Annotated in this window: 16 protein-coding genes; 11 read left to right on the plus strand and 5 right to left on the minus strand. The window is 62.2% G+C overall.

Translation table 11 applies throughout. From position 1 onward, the window contains the following. Positions 1-95: 95 nt before the first annotated feature. Entirely contained in the window at positions 96-377 is a 282-nt protein-coding gene (locus tag AB0M48_RS35145) for a helix-turn-helix domain-containing protein (RefSeq protein ID WP_363850093.1), read from the plus strand. On the opposite strand, the gene AB0M48_RS35150 is transcribed toward AB0M48_RS35145, so the two are convergent. Continuing rightward, a complete protein-coding gene (locus AB0M48_RS35150; protein ID WP_363850096.1) occupies positions 378-1,193 on the minus strand; it encodes an alpha/beta fold hydrolase in 816 nt (271 codons plus the stop codon). A gap of 260 nt (positions 1,194-1,453) precedes the next feature. On the opposite strand from AB0M48_RS35150, the gene AB0M48_RS35155 reads away from it, so the two are divergent. Beyond that, entirely contained in the window at positions 1,454-2,074 is a 621-nt protein-coding gene (locus AB0M48_RS35155) for a NucA/NucB deoxyribonuclease domain-containing protein (protein ID WP_363850098.1), read from the plus strand. Further along, the gene (locus tag AB0M48_RS35160) at positions 2,062-2,658 is read left to right on the plus strand and encodes a DUF6461 domain-containing protein (RefSeq protein WP_363850101.1); all 597 of its coding nucleotides are present in this window, start codon (positions 2,062-2,064) and stop codon (positions 2,656-2,658) included. The genes AB0M48_RS35155 and AB0M48_RS35160 overlap by 13 nt, the downstream gene beginning before the upstream one ends. A gap of 320 nt (positions 2,659-2,978) precedes the next feature. Here AB0M48_RS35160 and AB0M48_RS35165 read toward each other — a convergent pair whose 3' ends face one another. Together AB0M48_RS35165 and AB0M48_RS35170 are read right to left on the minus strand one after the other, a co-directional pair. Then, positions 2,979-3,338, minus strand: coding sequence for a hypothetical protein (locus AB0M48_RS35165; protein WP_363850104.1), 360 nt, complete (start codon positions 3,336-3,338; stop codon positions 2,979-2,981). Then, positions 3,316-3,549 carry a hypothetical protein gene (locus AB0M48_RS35170; protein WP_363850107.1) on the minus strand — a complete coding sequence of 78 codons (234 nt, stop codon included), beginning with the start codon at positions 3,547-3,549 and terminating at the stop codon, positions 3,316-3,318. The genes AB0M48_RS35165 and AB0M48_RS35170 overlap by 23 nt, the downstream gene beginning before the upstream one ends. A 130-nt stretch (positions 3,550-3,679) precedes the next feature. On the opposite strand from AB0M48_RS35170, the gene AB0M48_RS35175 reads away from it, so the two are divergent. Together AB0M48_RS35175 and AB0M48_RS35180 are read left to right on the plus strand one after the other, a co-directional pair. Further along, positions 3,680-4,033, plus strand: a complete 354-nt coding sequence (locus tag AB0M48_RS35175) for an Lsr2 family protein (RefSeq protein ID WP_363850109.1) — start codon at positions 3,680-3,682, stop codon at positions 4,031-4,033. Positions 4,034-4,053: 20 nt separating this feature from the next. Continuing rightward, positions 4,054-4,779 carry a hypothetical protein gene (locus tag AB0M48_RS35180; RefSeq protein ID WP_363850112.1) on the plus strand — a complete coding sequence of 242 codons (726 nt, stop codon included), beginning with the start codon at positions 4,054-4,056 and terminating at the stop codon, positions 4,777-4,779. Positions 4,780-4,789: 10 nt separating this feature from the next. On the opposite strand, the gene AB0M48_RS35185 is transcribed toward AB0M48_RS35180, so the two are convergent. Beyond that, entirely contained in the window at positions 4,790-5,035 is a 246-nt protein-coding gene (locus tag AB0M48_RS35185; protein WP_363850114.1) for a helix-turn-helix transcriptional regulator, read from the minus strand. Positions 5,036-5,274: 239 nt separating this feature from the next. Beyond that, positions 5,275-6,966 (minus strand): TIGR04141 family sporadically distributed protein, encoded by a 1,692-nt coding sequence (locus AB0M48_RS35190; RefSeq protein WP_363850117.1) that lies wholly within the window; start codon positions 6,964-6,966, stop codon positions 5,275-5,277. Positions 6,967-7,983: 1,017 nt separating this feature from the next. Here AB0M48_RS35190 and AB0M48_RS35195 point away from each other — a divergent pair. The 6 genes from AB0M48_RS35195 (at position 7,984) to AB0M48_RS35220 (ending at position 18,489) form a co-directional block, all read left to right on the plus strand. Then, positions 7,984-9,111, plus strand: a complete 1,128-nt coding sequence (locus AB0M48_RS35195) for a hypothetical protein (RefSeq protein WP_363850120.1) — start codon at positions 7,984-7,986, stop codon at positions 9,109-9,111. A gap of 219 nt (positions 9,112-9,330) precedes the next feature. Beyond that, on the plus strand, positions 9,331-11,781 hold the full coding sequence (locus AB0M48_RS35200) for a class I SAM-dependent DNA methyltransferase (protein ID WP_363850123.1): 2,451 nt from the start codon (positions 9,331-9,333) through the stop codon (positions 11,779-11,781). Further along, positions 11,778-13,046, plus strand: a complete 1,269-nt coding sequence (locus AB0M48_RS35205) for a restriction endonuclease subunit S (RefSeq protein ID WP_363850126.1) — start codon at positions 11,778-11,780, stop codon at positions 13,044-13,046. Before AB0M48_RS35200 ends, AB0M48_RS35205 begins: the two co-directional genes overlap by 4 nt. Continuing rightward, positions 13,043-16,153 carry a type I restriction endonuclease subunit R gene (locus AB0M48_RS35210; RefSeq protein ID WP_363850129.1) on the plus strand — a complete coding sequence of 1,037 codons (3,111 nt, stop codon included), beginning with the start codon at positions 13,043-13,045 and terminating at the stop codon, positions 16,151-16,153. The genes AB0M48_RS35205 and AB0M48_RS35210 overlap by 4 nt, the downstream gene beginning before the upstream one ends. After that, the gene (locus AB0M48_RS35215; RefSeq protein ID WP_363850133.1) at positions 16,140-16,871 is read left to right on the plus strand and encodes a SprT family zinc-dependent metalloprotease; all 732 of its coding nucleotides are present in this window, start codon (positions 16,140-16,142) and stop codon (positions 16,869-16,871) included. Before AB0M48_RS35210 ends, AB0M48_RS35215 begins: the two co-directional genes overlap by 14 nt. A 1,495-nt stretch (positions 16,872-18,366) precedes the next feature. Further along, a complete protein-coding gene (locus AB0M48_RS35220; protein ID WP_363850136.1) occupies positions 18,367-18,489 on the plus strand; it encodes a hypothetical protein in 123 nt (40 codons plus the stop codon). The last annotated feature ends 207 nt before the right edge of the window (positions 18,490-18,696 follow it).

Raw genomic sequence — 18,696 nt, forward strand, 5'->3', positions numbered from 1 at the left:
TGAAGTTTGCGATTCTTGCAGGTAGACAGCCTAACTTCTCTCCCGCGTTGGTTCGTGGTCAGCAGCTCGCAGTGGGGCGCCTCCAGCCTGGCAGCGTGACCAACTCAGCCGAGGAACCGAAGAAGCTCTTCTTCACCGTCCCTGAGGCGGCCAAGCTGCTGCGCGTTGATGTCGCCACCATCTACCGCTCGATCCGCGAAGACGCTTTCCCCGCAGTCAGGCTCCGTACGCGCTACGTCGTTCCGGCTGCCGCGATCGAGCAGATGATCGCCAGTGTCATGGAGTCCGGTGGCGTGCTGGACATAGCGGAGATGACCCGGCAGCGCCGAGAGGAGAGGGAGTTCGAGCGCCAACAGCAGCGTGGGCGCGGATGGTAGTCAGCTCAGCCAGTTGGTGACAGCCCCGATCACCTCGGCCTGCCACTTCTGGCTCTGAGGATGCGCGTACTCGGGGTCGTCGTGGACGGCGAACCCATGTTGGGAGCCTTCGAGTTCCAGCAGCTGGTGCTCACAGGTGAGCTGGCGGTTCGCCTCGCGAGATGACTCCACTGGGATGAAGGTGTCCTCGGTGCCGTGCACGATCAAGGTGGGCGCAGTGATCTGGCCAAGCACCGTCCGTGGTTGCAGCCAGAACACCTCGTTCAGGATCGGCCTGCCGAGCTTGAAGGTCGGCGAGTGGCCGAGGTAGCCCTGCTCGAGCAACTGCTCGGCGCCTCGATCGTTGATGTAGCCGTTCTCCCATGCCTTCTTCTCGTCGACGAAGCGCTTCCGGTAGTCGATGAGCGGGTTGAAGAGCACCAGGCGGCCGATCGCCTCTGGCCGCTTCGCTGCGTAGTAGGCCGCGGTGCCACCGGAGAAGCTGGCGGCGATGATCGACGGCGGCGTCACGCCCGCGAGCTCGTTCAGGTGGTCGAGCCCAGAGTCGATGGCGTTGAGCACTGCAGAGAGCGACAGATCTTCTTGTCGACCTTCGCTCTCACCGTGGCCGGGAAGGTCGAACCGCAGCGAGGCAACGCCGGCCTCGGCCAGGCCCGCGGCGAGTCGCGTGAAGAAGCCGCCCTCTTCGCGGGTGACACCAGCGCCGTGAACCAACAACACCGAGTGCCGCGGCGAACCATCAGGCGCGTCGAAGGTGCCCGCGAGCTTCAATCCATCATGCGTGCGCACGGTGGTGCTGGTGCTGCCGGTGCTCATCCGAGGCTCCTTGAGGTCGAAGGTGACCTCTCCATGATTCCCACCCGCGGCCCTGCCTAGCTACCTCGTGAGGCGGGAAGAACACCAAGCACCACGACGTGTGCTCCAGAGTTTGCGCAGTTCAAGCACGGTGCTGTCCGGTTTCTGCCCGCAAACCGTCCTGTTCCTGAGGGTCGCTGAGCCGAGACCCTGGCTTTCGCGCTTGAAGTGGAGATCGATCACTTCAGGCCACGAGGACGGATGCCTGAGGGGGCGCTGCAGTGGCGACGAAGACCGGCTTAGGGATCCTGCCGATTTTGCTGATCGGTGGTGCGATGGTCGTACTCGGCCCGCAGCTGGTGCCGGGCTTCCCGGATCTCCTTGGCGACCTCACTGCCGATACCGCTGTCGCCTACCAGGTGGCGCCCGGCGCCAAGCCCAAGACCGACAAGTGCACCGCGGATCAGCTGCTCAAGCAGCGCCAGTGCGACGACTTGAAGGTCGTCCTCATCGACGCCGCCAAGATGCCGTTCATCGCGCAGAACATCTCGTTGGCGTGGGTGGAGGGCAAGCCGTTCGCTCTGCACAAGGGAGCTCCTGGCTCAGATGCAGGCCGGCGTGCTGCCGTGTGCGGCAACTTCAAAGCGCAGTTCGCCAAGGGCAGCTGCGACGAGTACGCCTTCGCCTCAAGCGCTGAGGGCGGCATCCCCGCCAACGTGCGCATCATGGAAGTGCCCCTGCGCGAACAGAACTGCCAAGGTGGCACGCTTCGGCAGGAGTACCGCCGGGCTGGCATCGTGGAAGGCAGTGCCTTCACCGTGGTGATCACCAACCCGGAGAAGATTGCCACCGGGCCCTACGCGGGCGTGGACATCGCGAAGGAGCAGTCGTGCGGGAGTTGATCGACCGCTACCAGTGGGTGCAGCAGCTCGATGTGGTGATGACCTTCGCCGTCATCCGGGGCCGAGGCGCAGATGAGGTGGTGCGCATCTACGGCGGCGACCCCGAGCAGCGCCAGCTCATGACCACGGTCGAGGCTGAGGATGCCGGGCTCGATGACGGTGACGACTTCTACTTCCAGGTGTTCGGGCACCAGGACGCTGTCGTGGCACTCGAGAACAACGGCTGGAGCGGCACGGTGCCGGAGATCGCTCGCCGTGCCTCCGCAGGCGTTGGCCACTTCTTCTCCGTGCACTGGAACGCGAACGGAATGTTCCGCATCACCGAAGCCCGCAGCGGCAAGGTGACGGCGTACTTCGAGCCGACGCTGGGCACGGAGCTGGCCGCGCCCGACGACGTCATCCCCGCTTGGGCGCAAGGGCTTGGGCTCCAGCCCGGTGAACTCCGCGCCGCCTGCCTTGCTCTCGTGGAACAGCAGACCGAGGTGGCTTTCGAGGAGGAGTGGCTGGTGAAGAAGCTGCCCGCCTTCCGGATCCCGGACCCCGATGAGTTGCTTCGCGGCGTGGAGGATGCACGTACGCCTTAGGCGCGTTTCAAGCCGTTTAGAGACCCTTCGAAAGTTTCACCAGGTGCTATTCCTGTTCACCTGTCGTGGAACTACTTCAGTTCGCGGTTGCCTGCAACAATCCGCAAGCAGTGACGATGTGCTGCTTGGGAGGTAGCTGTGTGGTCGAGCATCGGGTTGACCGGCCTGCTCGCAGTGCTGGGTCTCGCGGTGTGCCGCACAGTGGCGATGGCCATTGCGTTGAGGGGCACCAAGCCAGTCGAGCGTCCGGCGATCATCAAGGCCCTCAACGGCGGACTTCAAGGGGCGGTAGCCCGTCGTCGTGGGCGTTGAGTCCTCACCTACTGCGGTGGGAGGCTTCGCAGGTAGTCCTCAACATCGAAGCCGACTGCCTGAAGCCGAGTCCGTGCGATCTCTAGCTCATGCTCGGCGAACAGCTCGGCGTAGCGCGGGTTCAGCACGAGCGCCTCGATGCTGTGCTGCAGCATGTTTTCTCTGCGCAGCCGCTCGAACCCGTCCGACACAGTTGACGTGCGAAGCAGCGTGTGAGCTGTGGCTTCGCCGCCGTCCATCGTGACCATATGAATGAAGGCCTTCGCCTGGTACCTGATGGTTCGCACCAGGAAGCGGTAGCCCTCCCGTGTTGCCTCGTCGAACTCCCTCGACAGCTGTGCGCGATCAGGTACGGCAGCGCTGGTCATCTCGGCTCCTCTCGAGAGGGTGGCTTGCGATGCGCTGGCGGAGTACCAGCAACAAGCTGGCAACTGCGGTGGAGCTCGCGCCCGCCCCGGTCATCCACCAGCTCGACATCTGAACCGCCACCACCACGTCGACCAGGGCCACGACGACAAACACCGCCGCCAGCAGTTCGAGCCGGCGCCGGTCGACATCGCGGGCTCCACGGCGGTGCACGCTCGCTGCGTCGTTTCGGCGAACCTTCGTGTTACTGCTGAAGGCTCTGTGTTGGTGCACCAGCTTCCAAAGTGATCTTGCTAAAGTCACCGTCTTAACACGAAGCCTCACAACCAAATGGAGTACGCCCGTGGCGCAGAAGGTTCTCGTGCAGCTCATTGACGACCTTGACGGCACCGCTGCCGAGGATGTTGAAGCCGTGAGCTTCGGCCTGGACGGTGTCACCTATGACATCGACCTCAAGAAGGACAACGCTGCCAGGCTCCGTGACGCTCTGGCCGACTTCGTTGCCGGCGCTCGCCGTACGAGTGGCCGTGCCAGGAAGGCCTCGAACACCACGCGCACCGTCGTGGCGGAGTCCCGCACCAAGGAGCAGACGAAGGCCATCCGTGAGTGGGCACGCAACCAGGGCCACGAGCTCTCGGACCGTGGCCGTATCCCCACCAGCATCATCGAGGAGTTTGAGCAGGCGCACCGGGGATGATGCCTCCTCATGTGCGCCGCGTGCGCATTGCGGCCTTCTGGGTCATCGGACTTGCAGAACTTGTGCTGGTTCTTGGCCCGGCTGTTGGGCGTGCACTGATGCGCGCGGTGCCGGATGGCCCGGAGCCGATGGTTTGGTATAACCCGTTCACATGGACTGCGGTGCACTGGACGGCGGTCGCGCCGTGGGCTGCCCTCCTCGTTGCGGCATCAGCGGCTCTCCTTGTCGTCGGCCAGATCCGCGAGGCGCGCAAGCTGCGGCTTGAGCAGGCACAGCCGTTCGTAATGGTCGACTTCGAGCGGCACCCGTCGGTGCCCTTCATCATTGTGCTGGTTGTAGAAAACTTGGGAGCGACTGCCGCCTTCGATGTTCGATTGCGCTTCACGCCTGAGCTGCAAGTCAGTAGCGCACAGCGTGCTGCCAAGCTGCTCGACTCCAGTCTGCTGCGCAACGGGATTCCTACCATGCCGCCGCGCAAGCGCATTGATACCGTGTTTGACTCGATGCGGGAGCAGTTGGATGAAGGCTTGCCGCAGTCCTATCAGGCAGTTGTGGAGTACCGGGATTCGGCGTATCGAACTTATCGGGAAACCTACATCCTGGATTTGGCCTGGGCTGCAGGACTGACGTACATTGATCGAAAAGATATCCACAACGTTGCGGAGCACCTCAGAATCATCCGGGGTGAGCTGAAAGTGCTTAACAGGGAGCTCGCCAAACGTCGCTCGTTTGAGCCGCCAGCTTGATATAAACGCCCTACGACTCCCGTCTGGCTTCCAGTTCTGAGATCACTGCGGGCAGCGTTGTGCCGAGCGCCTCGGCCACCAGGCGCAGCTCCACCACATCGAGCCGGCGCTCGCCGGACTCGTACTTGCTCACGAACGACTGCGGCTCGTCGAGGCGCTCTGCCACCTGTACCTGGGTAAGCCCTGCCTCGGCGCGGATCTCCCGGAGAAGTCCACAAAGCCGCTGGTACGCCGCCGAGTAGATCGACTTGTCCATCCGCAAAGGGCACAACCGGCATTGCAAATATCCCAAAATCGGATATCGTCGCCGGGTGGCCGATCGGCCATCTTCACCGGATTCCCTGAGGGGGTGGCGAGATGCGCATCGCGATGAGCGGCGGCGGGGGCGGCACCTGATAGCCCGCCAGCACACACGAGAGCCCTGGGTGCCTCTAACACCCAGGGCTCTCGCCTTGTATTGAACCCGAAGCGGCCGGCGGCCGCCCTGCGCCGGGCTTAGGCCGCCTGTCCGTTCGACGGCCCCGCGACTGTCGTGCTCTTCGGCTTCGCCACGGACGGGATGTCAGCGAACTCCAGCTTGATGCCGAGGTACGTGAGTTCCTGGTTCAAGCGCAGCAGGCTGACCCTCGTGAGAGGAAAGATCTTCTTGACCTCCCACGGGCGACCACCGAGCGCCAGTACCACCGTCCGCGGCCGGTCGGTAAGTGTGCGGGTGCTGTCCAGCGCCTTCACCTTCTCCCGGAGCTGCTGCAGCGCCTCAGGCTCAAGACGCTGCGACCAGGCCGACGCTTGCGCCTGGTTGAACAGATGTCCGAGTTCAGCGGCGCGCGATGGCCACTTGATGTGGATCAGTTCGTCATCGGGGCCGATGCCGTCCGCGAGTTCGAGCTTCGGATGCATCGGCGTCTTCGCGAAGTCCTGATCCAGACAAAGGAACCCCGGCTGCTTCGCAAGCTCGTCTTCGCAGTAGCGGTGCTCGTCGTCCTTGCCCTTCTGCCGCTCCCACACGGGGAACAGCAGCGAACTCTTGTTCGCGATGAGCTCGGCCAGCTGCTCGTTGACCCGGTCAATGGAGTCCTTGCTGAGCTCGTACCACCGCCCCTGCTGCAGGCAGAAGGTCTTGTCGCCGATGCTGGTCTCGAAGGCGATCCACTTGAACATCGAGATCGGCCGGCAGAGCTCCTCCTGGCCCTGGTCGTCTTCGCACGGTACGAGCCGCGCCGCCTCCAGTTCTGCGAGGCGGGCTCCTTCGGTGATGTGCGCGAACCGAGCGGTGATCTCCTCGACGCCGAAGTCGGCGTTGAGCAGCAACGGGCCGAGACCCCCGACGCTCGTGGTGATGAAGGAGTCGGCACCCTCCACCACGCCGTGCACCGCGGCAGGCCAGCAGATCCCGATCGAGCCGAAGCGCTCATCGCCGCCCAGTGCCACGGCGAACCGAGCCTCGAGCTCGGCCTTCAGCGGGTGGTTGGAGCCAACCGGGCGCACCTCGTTGAGGAATCGCAGCGGCGAGTCCTCGTCGCTGGAGTCCACGATGCGGGAGATAACACGGAGATCAGCGACGAACTCTTCTGGCGAGCGGCCTACCTGGATGTGCAGCGAGTTGCCGCACCTGATCTGCAAGGCTCGCCCATCAGTCGCAGCGTGGTAGGTGAGGCCTTCTAGATTGGCCGGCCCTGTCAACCGCGTGACCACTTCGCCAGCTGGCTCAAGACCGAAGCCAGAGAGTGAGTGGCCTTGCGGGAACGAGGTCTGTTTGCTGCGGGAGCTGGTGTCAAGCGAGTTGCTGTTCAACGTGCGCAACTTCGCGGGGTCGAGGCGACGGATGCCGAACCGCAACCCGAAGCCCTCGTCGAGCAAAACATCGTCGAGTAGATGCCGCGCGCTGGCACCCCAGCATGCGGCCATCACCCAGTTCTCATCGATCTGAGTGAGCACCACGGTGAAGGGCGTCATCGCTGACAACGCGAGTTCGAGGCCGGTTACCCGCCGCGGGTGCCGTGCCCACTTCGCCTCGTCGACGATCCGCATGCCTGCGAGTACATGCGCAGGTGCGTCCGCGATCTCCATGGCGCCGTCGAACTCAACCTCTGCGCCGTCGGCCAGCTTGAGGTAGTCGGTAAGGGGGAGGCCGGCTGGGAAGCGGTAGAGCGCTGCGGGGCCGGTGGGAAGAGCTTTGCCTGTCAAGTGAGTCGTCCTTGCCTTACAACGACGAGCGCGGCCAGATGGCGTGCGCCCGCCGTGACGTTGAGTCTGATGTGTACGGCCGTAGCCGTACGGCAAGTGAGAGCGCTGACTGCGCAAGTACTTGTGCGCCAACGGTTCCCGGGTTCGTGCTGAGCAAGAGCCCGGCAACCGCAGTGCTTCAAGCGTTGATCGCGAAGACGTCGTGCCCGACGTCTCGGATGCGCAGGAGCGTCACCAAACGCGACTGTGAAGACGGAGAAGGTCGATCGACCTCGACGGGGCTTGTGCGCAAGCGAACACCTGAGCGGCCGATTCACTCGGCTGTGGCTCTAGTGGAACGCGGGCAACAGCCCTAGACTCAACGCGCTTCCTCCGAAAGACATGCTGGTTGCTAGGCCAGGCGGATGGGGTGGAGCTTCACGCGGTCTCCTGTTGGCGCAGGGGGCCGCGTTTGCATGTTCAGGGATCGTAGCGTAACCCGAACGTGATCAAGTCTGCCTCAAGGCAACGGGCGTCGTCACCCTTCGGTTCGAGGCGTTGCGCCGAACGGCAGATTTAGCCGGTCATGCGGAGTTTAAGTGTGGCCGAGCTGATAAGCCGGACGCAACTCGCCACGCCAAACCTCGCGCAGCTTGAAATAGCTAACGGCGTTCGGTTTTGTGACAACCTTGTCAGCCGATGAGAGCGTGCTCATTCTGGACAAATAATGGCCATTATTCGCGGATTTGCAGAATTCTGACGCAGCGTAGTCGTTCGACTGCGGTATCGGGATCGCTGGATCGACCGATCAGCGGCGTGTGGCTGCCGCTCGTCGCAGCTAGGCGGCGCGCGTCACACCCCTACGTCGGATGTGGTTCGCAAGGTGTTACGTCTCGGCGATGGCGAGAACATTCATCCCCTAGTGCGGCGTGGGCCAACCAGCCTGAGCGGTCTCGGCGATCTGTGGTGCTACCTGTGTGTCTGGCAAAGCTGGTGGCTATTAACAATTAGTACAATGCTTGCTACAATCGATGGTGAATGAAGGACACACTCGACCAGCTTTACGAAACTAAGGCACAGCTCATCGCGGTGCTCTCGACGGTTATCGGCGTCGGTTTGCTGATACTGAACAGATGGCCGCCAGCCATCGAGTGGCTGTTGCACTTCCCTGTCCCGATCCCGCTGGGAGAACTCGGTGCAGGCTTCTTCGGCTTCGGGGTGCTGGGCATCTACTTCCAGATCCTCGACCGTGCGGCGGGTGAGAGGCGGCTGGACAGGCGCATTGGCAAGGCGATCCGGCAAGAAGCTCCGGCGTTCAGCGGCGCCGTGATCGACAGCCTTGCCTTCAAGCCGGAGATGCTGGAGAGCATCGCTGCCTCGGACGAGCTGCTCGATCGGGTGGCTTCGAACGCGCTGGCTCTACGACTCAAGGACAAGCAACTGGCAAAGGATCTGTACACCGACGTTCGGGATCAGGTGATCAACGCCGCGGAGCGGTGGCGGGACGTCGAGGTGTCGGTGTCACTACGGCCGTGGGCAGGTGGTCCTGCCTTCGGACACGGCTCGATGTTCGTGGCAACGGTGCGGTGGGAGTACAAGGTGCGGTCTGCGAGCCCTACCTTGCGCTTCGCCTGTGTGGCGGATGAGCGTGAGTATAAGGAGATGCTGCGCGACCCGGCGATCACCTCGGCATGGCATTTCGATCTTTCAGGTGGGTTTGCAGCGGAAGATCCCGAGGTCTTCGAGCTCATCAGCCTCGCTGTGAACGGCAAGGAGAGGGAGATCCAGCGCACCTCAAGCGCTGGCACCCAGGTTTACGCCGCAAGCCTGGGCGAACAGGCCTCAGCTGACGAGATGACTGTTGCCTACACCTATCGCGTTCTTGTCCAGCGTCACGGCCATGTGCTCTACCTTGATCTGCCGCGGCCGGCGAAGGGGCTGCACGTGCAGCTCGACTACGCCTCCGCAGGCATCAGACGCATGAACACGGTGGACTACATCTCCAGCAGTCAGTCGACTCGCGTGGAGCAGTCGCGCCGTATGGACGAGGCGAAGACTGTGAACATCAGCTTCGATGGCTGGACGTTGCCGCGGGCTGGGGTGGCATTCGTGTGGGTGCTTGAGGACGAGCTGTCGTCGACTGTCCGCCCTCACAAGACGCGTTGATCAACTACTACATCCGTCGCAGCTCAGAGGCACGCTGCCTATCTATCTGACCGCCCCCGCGTGCCAGCGCCCTTGATTGTCAGTGGGCAGCACTATCGTTGGGGCCTCGATCCTGGACCGCCCCGCTTCGTGTGCTCTGTCGCTGTTGGCTAGAGCTGGCGCACAGGTGTTCCAGGGATGCTGTTGGGTTTCGACCTCGATGATGGGATGGCGTAGGCAGTGGCACTGAAGAAGTCAGACCTGTACAGCTCCCTCTGGAGCAGTGCTGACGAGCTCCGCGGCAGCATGGACGCTAGTCAGTACAAGGACTACGTCTTGACGCTGCTGTTCGTGAAGTACGTGTCCGACAAGGCCAAGGCCGATGCGTACGCGCTCATTGAGGTGCCCGAGGACGGCTCGTTCGACTACCTGACCACGCTCAAGGGTCGGCCGGACGTCGGTGAAAGGGTCAACGTCGCAGTCCGCAAGCTCGCGGAGGCGAACGACCTCCAGGGTGTCATCAACAACGCTGACTTCGACGACCCGACGAAGCTGGGCTCGGGCAAGGATCTCCAGGACAAGGTGTCGAACCTGATCGGCATCTTCCAGGATATGGACTTTTCCGGCTCGAAGGCGGAGGGCGACGACCTCCTTGGGGACGCTTACGAGTACCTGATGCGGCACTTCGCCACGCAGTCGGGCAAGAGCAAGGGGCAGTTCTACACGCCTGCCGAGGTCTCCCGTGTCATGGCGCAGCTGCTCCAGATCCCGGCCGGCACACCGAAGTCCACCACGGTTTATGACCCCACCTGCGGGTCTGGGTCGCTGTTGATCAAGGTGGCGGACGCAGCCCCGAACGGCCTGACGATCTACGGTCAGGAGAACGACAACGCTACGTGGGCGCTGGCCCGTATGAACATGATCCTGCACGGCAACGAGACCCACGAGATCGTGCAGGGCAATACGCTGGCCGATCCGAAGTTTCGCGACAACGACCGGCTGACCACCTTCGACTATCTAGTAGCCAATCCGCCCTTCTCCTGGAAGGCCTGGAGGAATGGCTTCGAGAAGGACTACGGCCGCTTTGACGGCTTTGCTATGCCGCCGCACAAGAACGGCGACTACGCGTTCCTGCTGCACATGGTCAAGTCGCTGAAGTCCACCGGCAAGGGTGTCATCGTCATGCCGCACGGTGTGCTCTTCCGTGGCAACACTGAGGCGCAGATCCGTCGGGAACTGGTCAAGCGCGGCTACATCAAGGCGATCATCGGCCTGCCTGCCAACCTCTTCTACGGTACTGGCATCCCTGCATGCCTCATCGTGCTCGATAAGAAGGATGCCGCCAGCCGGACTGGGATCTTCATGATCGATGCCTCCAAGGGCTTCGAGAAGGACGGCCCAAAGAACCGTCTTCGCCCGCGCGACATGCACAAGATCGTTGATGCCTTCGTCAACCTAAAGGAGATCGAGCGCTTCTCGCGCATGGTGCCCCTGAAGGAAATTGCCGATCCGAAGAACGGGTATAACCTCAACATCCCGCGCTATATCGACAGCTCGGAGCCTGAGGATATCCAGGACTTGCGTGCCCATCTCCTAGGTGGGATCCCGATCCGCGACCTGGATGCGCTGCAACCGTACTGGGATGCCTTCCCCAGCCTGCGCGCCGAGCTCTCCAAGCCGCTGCGCGAAGGCTACTCGGAGCTGACAGTCGATAAAGCCCATGTCCAGGTAACGATCACCGGCTCAAGCGAGTACCAGGCCTTCGCAGCAGGCACGGCGGACACCGTCGCCAAGTGGTGGGCCGCCCACCGCCAGACGCTAGTCCACATTACGAGCTCGACCCGGCCGAACGACCTGATCGAAGACATCTCTGAGGCGCTGTTGGAGGCCTTCCGCCCACGGCCGCTGATCGACGAGTACGGCGTCTACGAGCAGCTCATGAGCTACTGGAATAACTCAATGCACGACGACGTCGCCCTGATCGTCGGCGAGGGCTGGGATCCCGCTGCCAAGCCGCGCCCCGCCCGTTCTTGGAAGGACAAGAACAACAAAGCCAAGTACGAGGACTCTCACTTTGTGTTCGGCACCGGTGCCAACGCCAGACGGTGGGTCATGGATCTGATCCCACCTGAGTACGTCATCGCGCGGTTCTTCCCCGAAGAGAAGGCCAGGCTCGACGAGCTAGTCATTGAGCACGAGGCTGCCACACGGGCGGTCGAAGAGTATCTTGAGGAACACGCCGTCGAGGATGGCCATCTCTGGGATGCAGCTGACGACGATGGCAAGGTCACTGCCAAGCTCGCGAAAGATCGGCTCAAGGCTGCGGAGGCCGAGAGGGCTGATGCCGACGAGATCAAGGCGCTCACCTACACCATCAAGCTGTTCGCCGCTGAGGCGGCTGCCAAGAAGGCTGTCAAAGACGCAACCATCAAGCTCCACGAGCAGGCGCTCGCGCACTACGGCAAACTCACGACCGAGGACATCCAAGCACTTGTCATCGATGACAAGTGGGGCGGCACGATCCGCGGTCGAATCGGTGCGGAGGTCACCCGGCTGAGTCAGTCGCTGATTACGCGGTTGCGTGTGCTGGCTGACCGCTACGAGGCGACAGCGGGCGAGCTCGATAAGTCCGTGGACGAGCTCAGCGCCAAGGTCGCTGCTCATCTCGCTGCTATGGGGGTGAAGGGATGACGGCGGAGTTGACTGGACTGCCGGACGACTGGGCCGTCAGGACGCTCGGGAGCCTCGGCCGGGTCGTTCGCGGAGGGTCGCCAAGGCCAGCGGGTGATCCTCGATACTTCAACGGGTCGTTCATCCCCTGGCTCACTGTCGCGTCGCTCACCACTATCCCTTCCAGTCAGATGTGGGTTACCGAGACCGCGGGCTTTCTCACGGAGGAAGGAGCTCGGCGCAGCCGGACACTTGAACCAAACACGCTAGTCATTTCTAACAGCGGAGCGACCTTGGGCGTCGCCAAAATTCTGGGAATCCGGTGCTGCGCAAACGATGGCATCGGTGCGCTCATCGACCAGCACTCGGGAAACAAGGAGTTCATCTGTCAGTACCTAAACACTCAGACTGGTTACCTTCGTGACGTGGTTGCGCCGGGAAACGGGCAGCCGAACCTGAACACGTCACTGATTGAGGACATCGCGGTTCCGTTCCCCAGCGAGCCCGAACAGGAAGCGGTCGCTGCTGTTCTGAGGGACGCTGATGACCTGATTTCATCCCTGGCAGCTGCTATCGCCAAGAGGCGCGACATCAAGCAGGGTTTGATGCAGGAGCTGCTAACTGGGCGCACGCGACTGCACGGGTTTGATGACGACTGGCGCGAAGTCCGGCTGGGCGACCACGTCTCGTACGTCAAGACTGTCGCGCTATCGCGCGAGCAGCTCGACGGTGTCTCACCAATCAGGTATCTGCACTACGGCGACATTCACACTCGGGCAAGCGTGCTGTTGGATGCGGCAAGGGAGGATATGCCGCGCATGTCAGCAGCACTCGCGGGTCAGGCGGGGCGCCTTGCGCCGGGCGACGTTGTATTCGCTGATGCGTCTGAAGACCCGGCTGGCGTAGGCAAGTCGGTCGAGGTGACGGCCGTACCTGCTGAGGGCGTCGTGCCTGGTCTGCACACCATCGCTGCGCGATTCGACAAGACGGTACTGGCCGACGGATTCAAGGCATACCTGCAGTTCATCCCGGCTTTCCGTGAGTCGCTGCTGCGCCTCGCTGCTGGAACCAAAGTGCTCGCGACCACGCGAAACTACATCTCAAGCGTCTCGCTTTCATTGCCATGCGTTGAGGAGCAGGCTGCAATAGCGAGTGCTCTGAAGGATGTCGACGCTGACATCGAGGCAGTCGAACGTCGCCTCGAATCCGCCCGCGCCATCAAGAGCGGCATGATGCAGGAGTTGCTCACTGGCCGCACCCGCTTGCCTTTGGAGGCTGTCTCATGAGTGACGTCGGTCAGCGTGAGCGCGAGACGCAGAACCGCGTCGTGAAGCTGTTCGTCGACCAGCTCGACTACGACTACGGCGGCAACCGCGAAGACTACGACAACTCCAACATCGACGAGAATCTGCTGCGTCAGAATTTGCTCGCTCGTGGCGTCGACGAGGAGCTCGTCAGTCGTGCTGTTCAGCAACTACTGACTGCTGTCTCGCTGGCGGCAGGCCAGTCGCTCTACGACGCCAACCGCAAGGTCTACGATCTGCTCCGCTACGGCGTGAAGGTCAAGCGTGACGTTGGTGAGAACTTCGAGACGGTCTGGCTGATCGACTGGGACAGTCTCGCGGCCAATCACTTCGTCGTGGCCGAGGAAGTGACCATCAAGGGCGAGCGTACCAAGCGCCCTGACCTGGTGTTTTATGTCAACGGCATCGCGCTCGGTGTCATCGAGCTCAAGCGCTCGTACGTGAGTGTGAGCGAGGGCATCCGGCAGAACATCGGCAATCAGAAGCAGCATTTCGTGCGGTCCTTCTTCACCACCGTCCAGTTGCTCTTTGCTGGCAACGACGTCGCTGGGCTGCGCTACGGCGTGATTGAGACCCCTGAGAAGTACTGGCAGGAGTGGAAAGAGCCAGACGACAGCGCCATCGGGGCAGGCATCGCTAACCCGCTCGACCGAGCGCTGACCCAGATGGCCTCAAAGGATCGTTTCCTCGAGCTCATTCACGACTTCATCGTCTTCGACTCGGGCGTCAAGAAGACAGCCCGCCACAACCAGTTCTTCGGCGTCAAGGCTGCTCAGGAACGCGTGCACTCTCGCGAGGGCGGCATCGTCTGGCACACCCAGGGTTCGGGCAAGAGCCTGACGATGGTCTGGCTGGCGAAGTGGATCCGCGAGCATCAGACCGATGCACGTGTACTGATCATCACCGACCGCACCGAGCTTGACGAGCAGATCGAGAAGGTGTTTGGCGGCGTCAACGAGTCGATCTACCGCACGACGTCGGGCGCTGACATGATCACCCAGCTGAATCAGAGCACGCCGTGGCTCCTCTGTTCGCTCGTCCACAAGTTCCGCGGTTCGGACGACGACAAGGATCGTGACGAGGCCGGCGATGAGTTCATCCGCGATCTTCATGCCAAGATCCCGGTGGGCTTCCAGGCTAGGGGCAACCTGTTCGTCTTCGTCGACGAGGCGCACCGCACCCAGAGCGGCAAGATGCACCAGGCCATGAAGCAACTGCTGCCTGAGGCGATGTTCATCGGCTTCACTGGCACGCCGCTGCTCAAGGCCGACAAGATGACCAGCATCGAGACCTTCGGCAGCTTCATCCACACCTACAAGTACGACGAGGCCGTGCGCGACGGCGTGGTGCTCGACCTGCGCTACGAGGCGCGCAACATCGATCAGGAGCTCAAGGGCGCTGCACAGATCGACAAGTGGTTCGATCTCAAGACCGGAGGGCTCACCGACCTCAGCAAGGCCCGCCTCAAAAGGAGGTGGGGCACCATGCAGAAGGTCATCTCGGCCAAGTCGCGCGCCGAGATGATTGTTCAGGACGTCCTGATGGACTTCGAGCGGGAGCCGCGCCTGATCTCAGGGCGCGGCAACGCCATGCTGGTCGGTGACAGTGTTTACCAGGCCTGCAAGTTCTATGAGCTGTTCGTCCAGGCAGGCTTCAAGGGCAAGGTCGCCATCGTTACGAGCTATGTGCCGAACGCCACGGCCATCTCGAAGGAGGATGCTGGCGAAGGCGACAACGAGGAGCTGCGCAAGTACGACATCTATCGGCGAATGCTCGCCGACTACTTCAACGAGCCCGCCGACCAGGCAGTCCTGCGGATCGAGGAGTTCGACAAGGACGTCAAGCGCCGCTTCATCGAGGAGCCTGGCCAGATGCGGCTGCTCATCGTGGTCGACAAGCTGCTGACCGGCTTCGACGCGCCAAGTGCCACCTATCTCTACGTCGACAAGACCATGCGAAACCACGGCCTCTTCCAGGCCATCTGCCGCGTCAACCGCCTGGACGGTGACGACAAGACCTATGGCTACGTCATCGACTACCGCGACCTGTTCAAGTCCATCGATAAGGCCATCACCGACTACACTGGCGAAGCGCTGGACGGCTATGCCAAGGAAGACATTGACGGCCTCTTGAAGGACCGCACCGAGCAGGACCGTAAGGATCTCGATGAAGCCTTGGAGCAGATCCGAGCGCTTTGCGAGCCGGTCACATCACCGAAAGGCACCGTCGAGTACCAGCACTACTTTGTGTCGAGTGTGCCTGGCGATGCAGATCAGATCAAAGCAAACGAGCCGAAGCGGGTCGAACTGTACAAGTCGGTAGCCGTCCTGGTGCGTTCCTACAGCGTGCTTGCCAACGATATGGAGGCCGCCGGGTATAGCGAGGCCGAAGCCGCATCTATCAAGGATGAGGTCAGGCACTACGTGGCGGTGCGCAACGAGGTCGAAGTCGGCGCGGGTGAGAACATCGATATGAAGCAGTTCGAGGTAGGTATGCGCGCGCTACTCGACACCTACATCCAGGCTGACCCCGCAGAGCCGGTTGCCACCTTCGATCAAGGTCTCGTGCACCTTATCGTCGAGCAAGGCATTGGGGCCATCGACGTCCTGCCTCCAGGCATCAGGCACAATCCCGAGGCCGTCGCAGAGACCATCGTCAACAACGTTCGTAAGACCATCGTTGATGAGCGTGCTCTTAATCCGAAGTACTACGACCGCATGTCTGCGCTCCTGGACGCACTCATCGCGCAGCGCAACCAAGAAGCGATTGAGTACGCCGACTTCCTCAACAAGCTCATCGACCTCACCCAGCAGGTGGGTAAGGGCGAATCCACGGTTACCTACCCGGCCTGGGCTAGGACGCCAGCTCGTCGAGCGCTGGTCGACTTCGACTGGCCAGAGGGTTCAGACGTTGACGCCGAGCAGCTTCACTACGTCATCCAGAAATCCAAGGAGCATGGCTGGACTGGTAGTCCGATGAAAGAGCGGGCGCTAGCCCGGGCATTGATTAAGGCGTTGCCGGAGGGGTTTGATCCTGACGAGCTCAAGCGGCTCATCGCTCTCCTGAAAGAGCACGATGAGTACCGCTAACGCCTATCTGACGGTGGCAGGGCTTGGCGTTGATGTCATCTACAAGGACATCAAGAACCTGCACATCTCTGTGTACCCACCGATGGGTCGGGTGCGCGTCGCCGCCCCCGCGCGCACTGATGAAGACACCATCCGCCTAGCTGTCGTGCAGCGGCTGCCGTGGATCAAGCGCCAGCGCGAGCAACTACAGAACGCCGACCGGCAGACGAAACGTGAGATGGAGTCTGGGGAGACGCACTACGTCTGGGGTCAGCGCTATCTCTTGGACGTCTCACGTAGAAGCGGGCACTACAGCGTCGAAACCAAGGGGAAGACCCTATGGGTAGTCACCCCGCCTGACGCCGATGCAGACGCCCGTCGCGACACGCTTGACCGTTGGTACCGCCGCCAGCTGAAAGCGGCCGTGCCCGCCCTTCTGGACAAGTGGCAGCCGGTGATTGGTGTCAAGGTCGCCAAGGTTGTTGTCCGGCGAATGAAGACCAAGTGGGGAACGTGCGTCATCCACTCAGGCGCCATCTGGCTCAACCCCGAGCTGGCGAAGAAGAACCCGCTATGCCTGGAGTACATCGTCGTCCACGAACTGGTGCACTTTCATGAGCGGGGTCACGGCCCTCGTTTTGTCGATCTTATGGATCACTACCTACCTGACTGGCGCTCCCGGCGCGACGAGCTGAATAGTGCGCCACTGGCCGACGAAGACTGGATGGGACACGGCTGACCTGCAGCCGACAGATGATGGCTCCACTGACCAACCGCCACCAGGAGCGCGGTCACTTCCGCCGAGATTGACTAGCCGCCACCGCATCGCCACCGGTACTAACCGCCAGACGGCGAGCGAAGGGGTCTGCTGCACCGTTAGGTGACATCTGCCACCTACTCCTGCAGCAGACCCGATTGCTGAGCGCGGGATCAGGCTGGCCGGACTCGCAGCCAAGGTCTGGCCGAAGCCAGCGTCGGCATGAGTAGCACGTGCTCGTCAGAGGCTGGCCTCGAAGTTTCACCGGACCGCTTGGGAGGAAGACCGTGCCAGCAAGAGCAAACCGCTTAGTGTCGGTGATTAAGGCGAAGCACGCCCGCTTGCACGAGCCTCACATCGCGCCGTTTGTCGCGCTAGCAGACGAGATCGCAGCATGCCGAGGGCTCGACCGCGGCGAGGTTCCCTACCCTGATCCAGGCTTCGCGGGTACTGCAGCTCAAGCACTCGTGTTGCTGCAGTCACCCGGACCGATGACGGCGAAGGTAGCCGGGTCAGGCTTGCTCAGCCTTGAGAACGACGATCCCTCGGCTGAGCGGTGCTTCCACGAGTACGAGGCGGCCGGCGTGGACTGGAACCGGTTGCTGCACTGGAACACGGTGCCGTGGCCAACGGAGTCACTGGAGCCAACTAGCCGAGATATTCGAGAAGCACGTCAGTGGCTACCGCGACTACTAGCGTTGCTGCCGGACATTAAGGCGGTGCTCCTGCTCGGATCGGTGGCTAGAGATGAATGGAGACAGTCCGCTCGCAGGGGTGAGCGGCTGCCAGTGGTCCCGGTGATCGTTGGTCCGCATCCGGGTCGGCGTGGTCTGACTTGGCCAGGGGCTCCTCAAAAGCTTCGAGCCGCGATCGAGCAGCTGGCGCACGAGATCGGGTAGAGGTGTAGCTGCTGCCACAGCTTGTTGGCATCATCAGGCGCTGGAATTGTGAGCACATGCTTGTTGACCTGGACTCACTAGCTGACTGGTCTGGTTGGCTTGCGCTCGCGGATGCCGTGACGCAAGCGCCGGCGCTCCCAGGGGTCTACGTAGCCCGCCTGCGTCCGAGCGGATCCGTTGTGTACGTGGGCATGGCTGGTGAACGCCGCGGCCGCGGACTCCGTGAGCGTCTCGGCGTGTATGCCAGCGGGAAAGCCGCTGTTAGTGGGCTCGGTGAGGCGGCCTTCAACCGGGCGCTCGCCAACGCAGACTGGGTGCGGGATCGGTTGGCTGAGGTCGAAGCTGGTGCTCCCCTCAGCGCGAAGAGCTGGGCTCGCGCTGCGATCGAGTTCGCGAATCTTGAAGTGTGTTGGGCTTGTACTGCGGATCGAGCGGGCGGCGGCTGTCCTGGAACGCGAGGCGCTTGAGCTGCTTGCCGACGAGCCGCTGTGGAACGTGCGGCGTTGGTCGAGGGCGCAGACGCGCCGCTGACTATGTAGCGCGTTTGGCGTCAGGTGCTGCTCGACAAGGAGATCTTGTTGGAGTTCAAGGAGTGGCTCGGCGGCGCAGACACCCTCACCGTCACGATGATTGCCTCCTACCTGATCTCACAGGGCGTGCGCTGGTTGTACGCACGGACCCTGGCCGCCGACGATCTCTAAAGATCAAGCTCGATGGGTTGCTTTCGGAGTGAAGCAAGTCTCGCGAAGGGAGGCTGTGCTGAGCGCCCGTCACGGCTCTCCGACTCGTTCTCCTGGTTTGGCGGTGGTCGAAGCAATCCAGGACGCTCTTCTATGTGAGTGCCTGATCAGCAGCGTCATAAAGCAGGGATGGCGACGCTCGTCATGTCAGGTATCGAGCGATGTTGA

Source organism: Lentzea sp. NPDC051208 (assembly GCF_040682435.1).
GTDB classification, from domain to species: Bacteria; Actinomycetota; Actinomycetes; order Mycobacteriales; family Pseudonocardiaceae; genus Lentzea; species Lentzea kristufekii.

Coding starts and splice junctions, on each gene's coding strand:
- AB0M48_RS35215 (WP_363850133.1), top strand. CDS start 16,140: ATGAGTACCGCTAACGCCTATCTGACGGTGGCAGGGCTTGGCGTTGAT.
- AB0M48_RS35195 (WP_363850120.1), top strand. CDS start 7,984: ATGAAGGACACACTCGACCAGCTTTACGAAACTAAGGCACAGCTCATC.
- AB0M48_RS35210 (WP_363850129.1), top strand. CDS start 13,043: ATGAGTGACGTCGGTCAGCGTGAGCGCGAGACGCAGAACCGCGTCGTG.
- AB0M48_RS35185 (WP_363850114.1), bottom strand. CDS start 5,035: ATGGACAAGTCGATCTACTCGGCGGCGTACCAGCGGCTTTGTGGACTT.
- AB0M48_RS35150 (WP_363850096.1), bottom strand. CDS start 1,193: ATGAGCACCGGCAGCACCAGCACCACCGTGCGCACGCATGATGGATTG.
- AB0M48_RS35165 (WP_363850104.1), bottom strand. CDS start 3,338: ATGACCAGCGCTGCCGTACCTGATCGCGCACAGCTGTCGAGGGAGTTC.
- AB0M48_RS35205 (WP_363850126.1), top strand. CDS start 11,778: ATGACGGCGGAGTTGACTGGACTGCCGGACGACTGGGCCGTCAGGACG.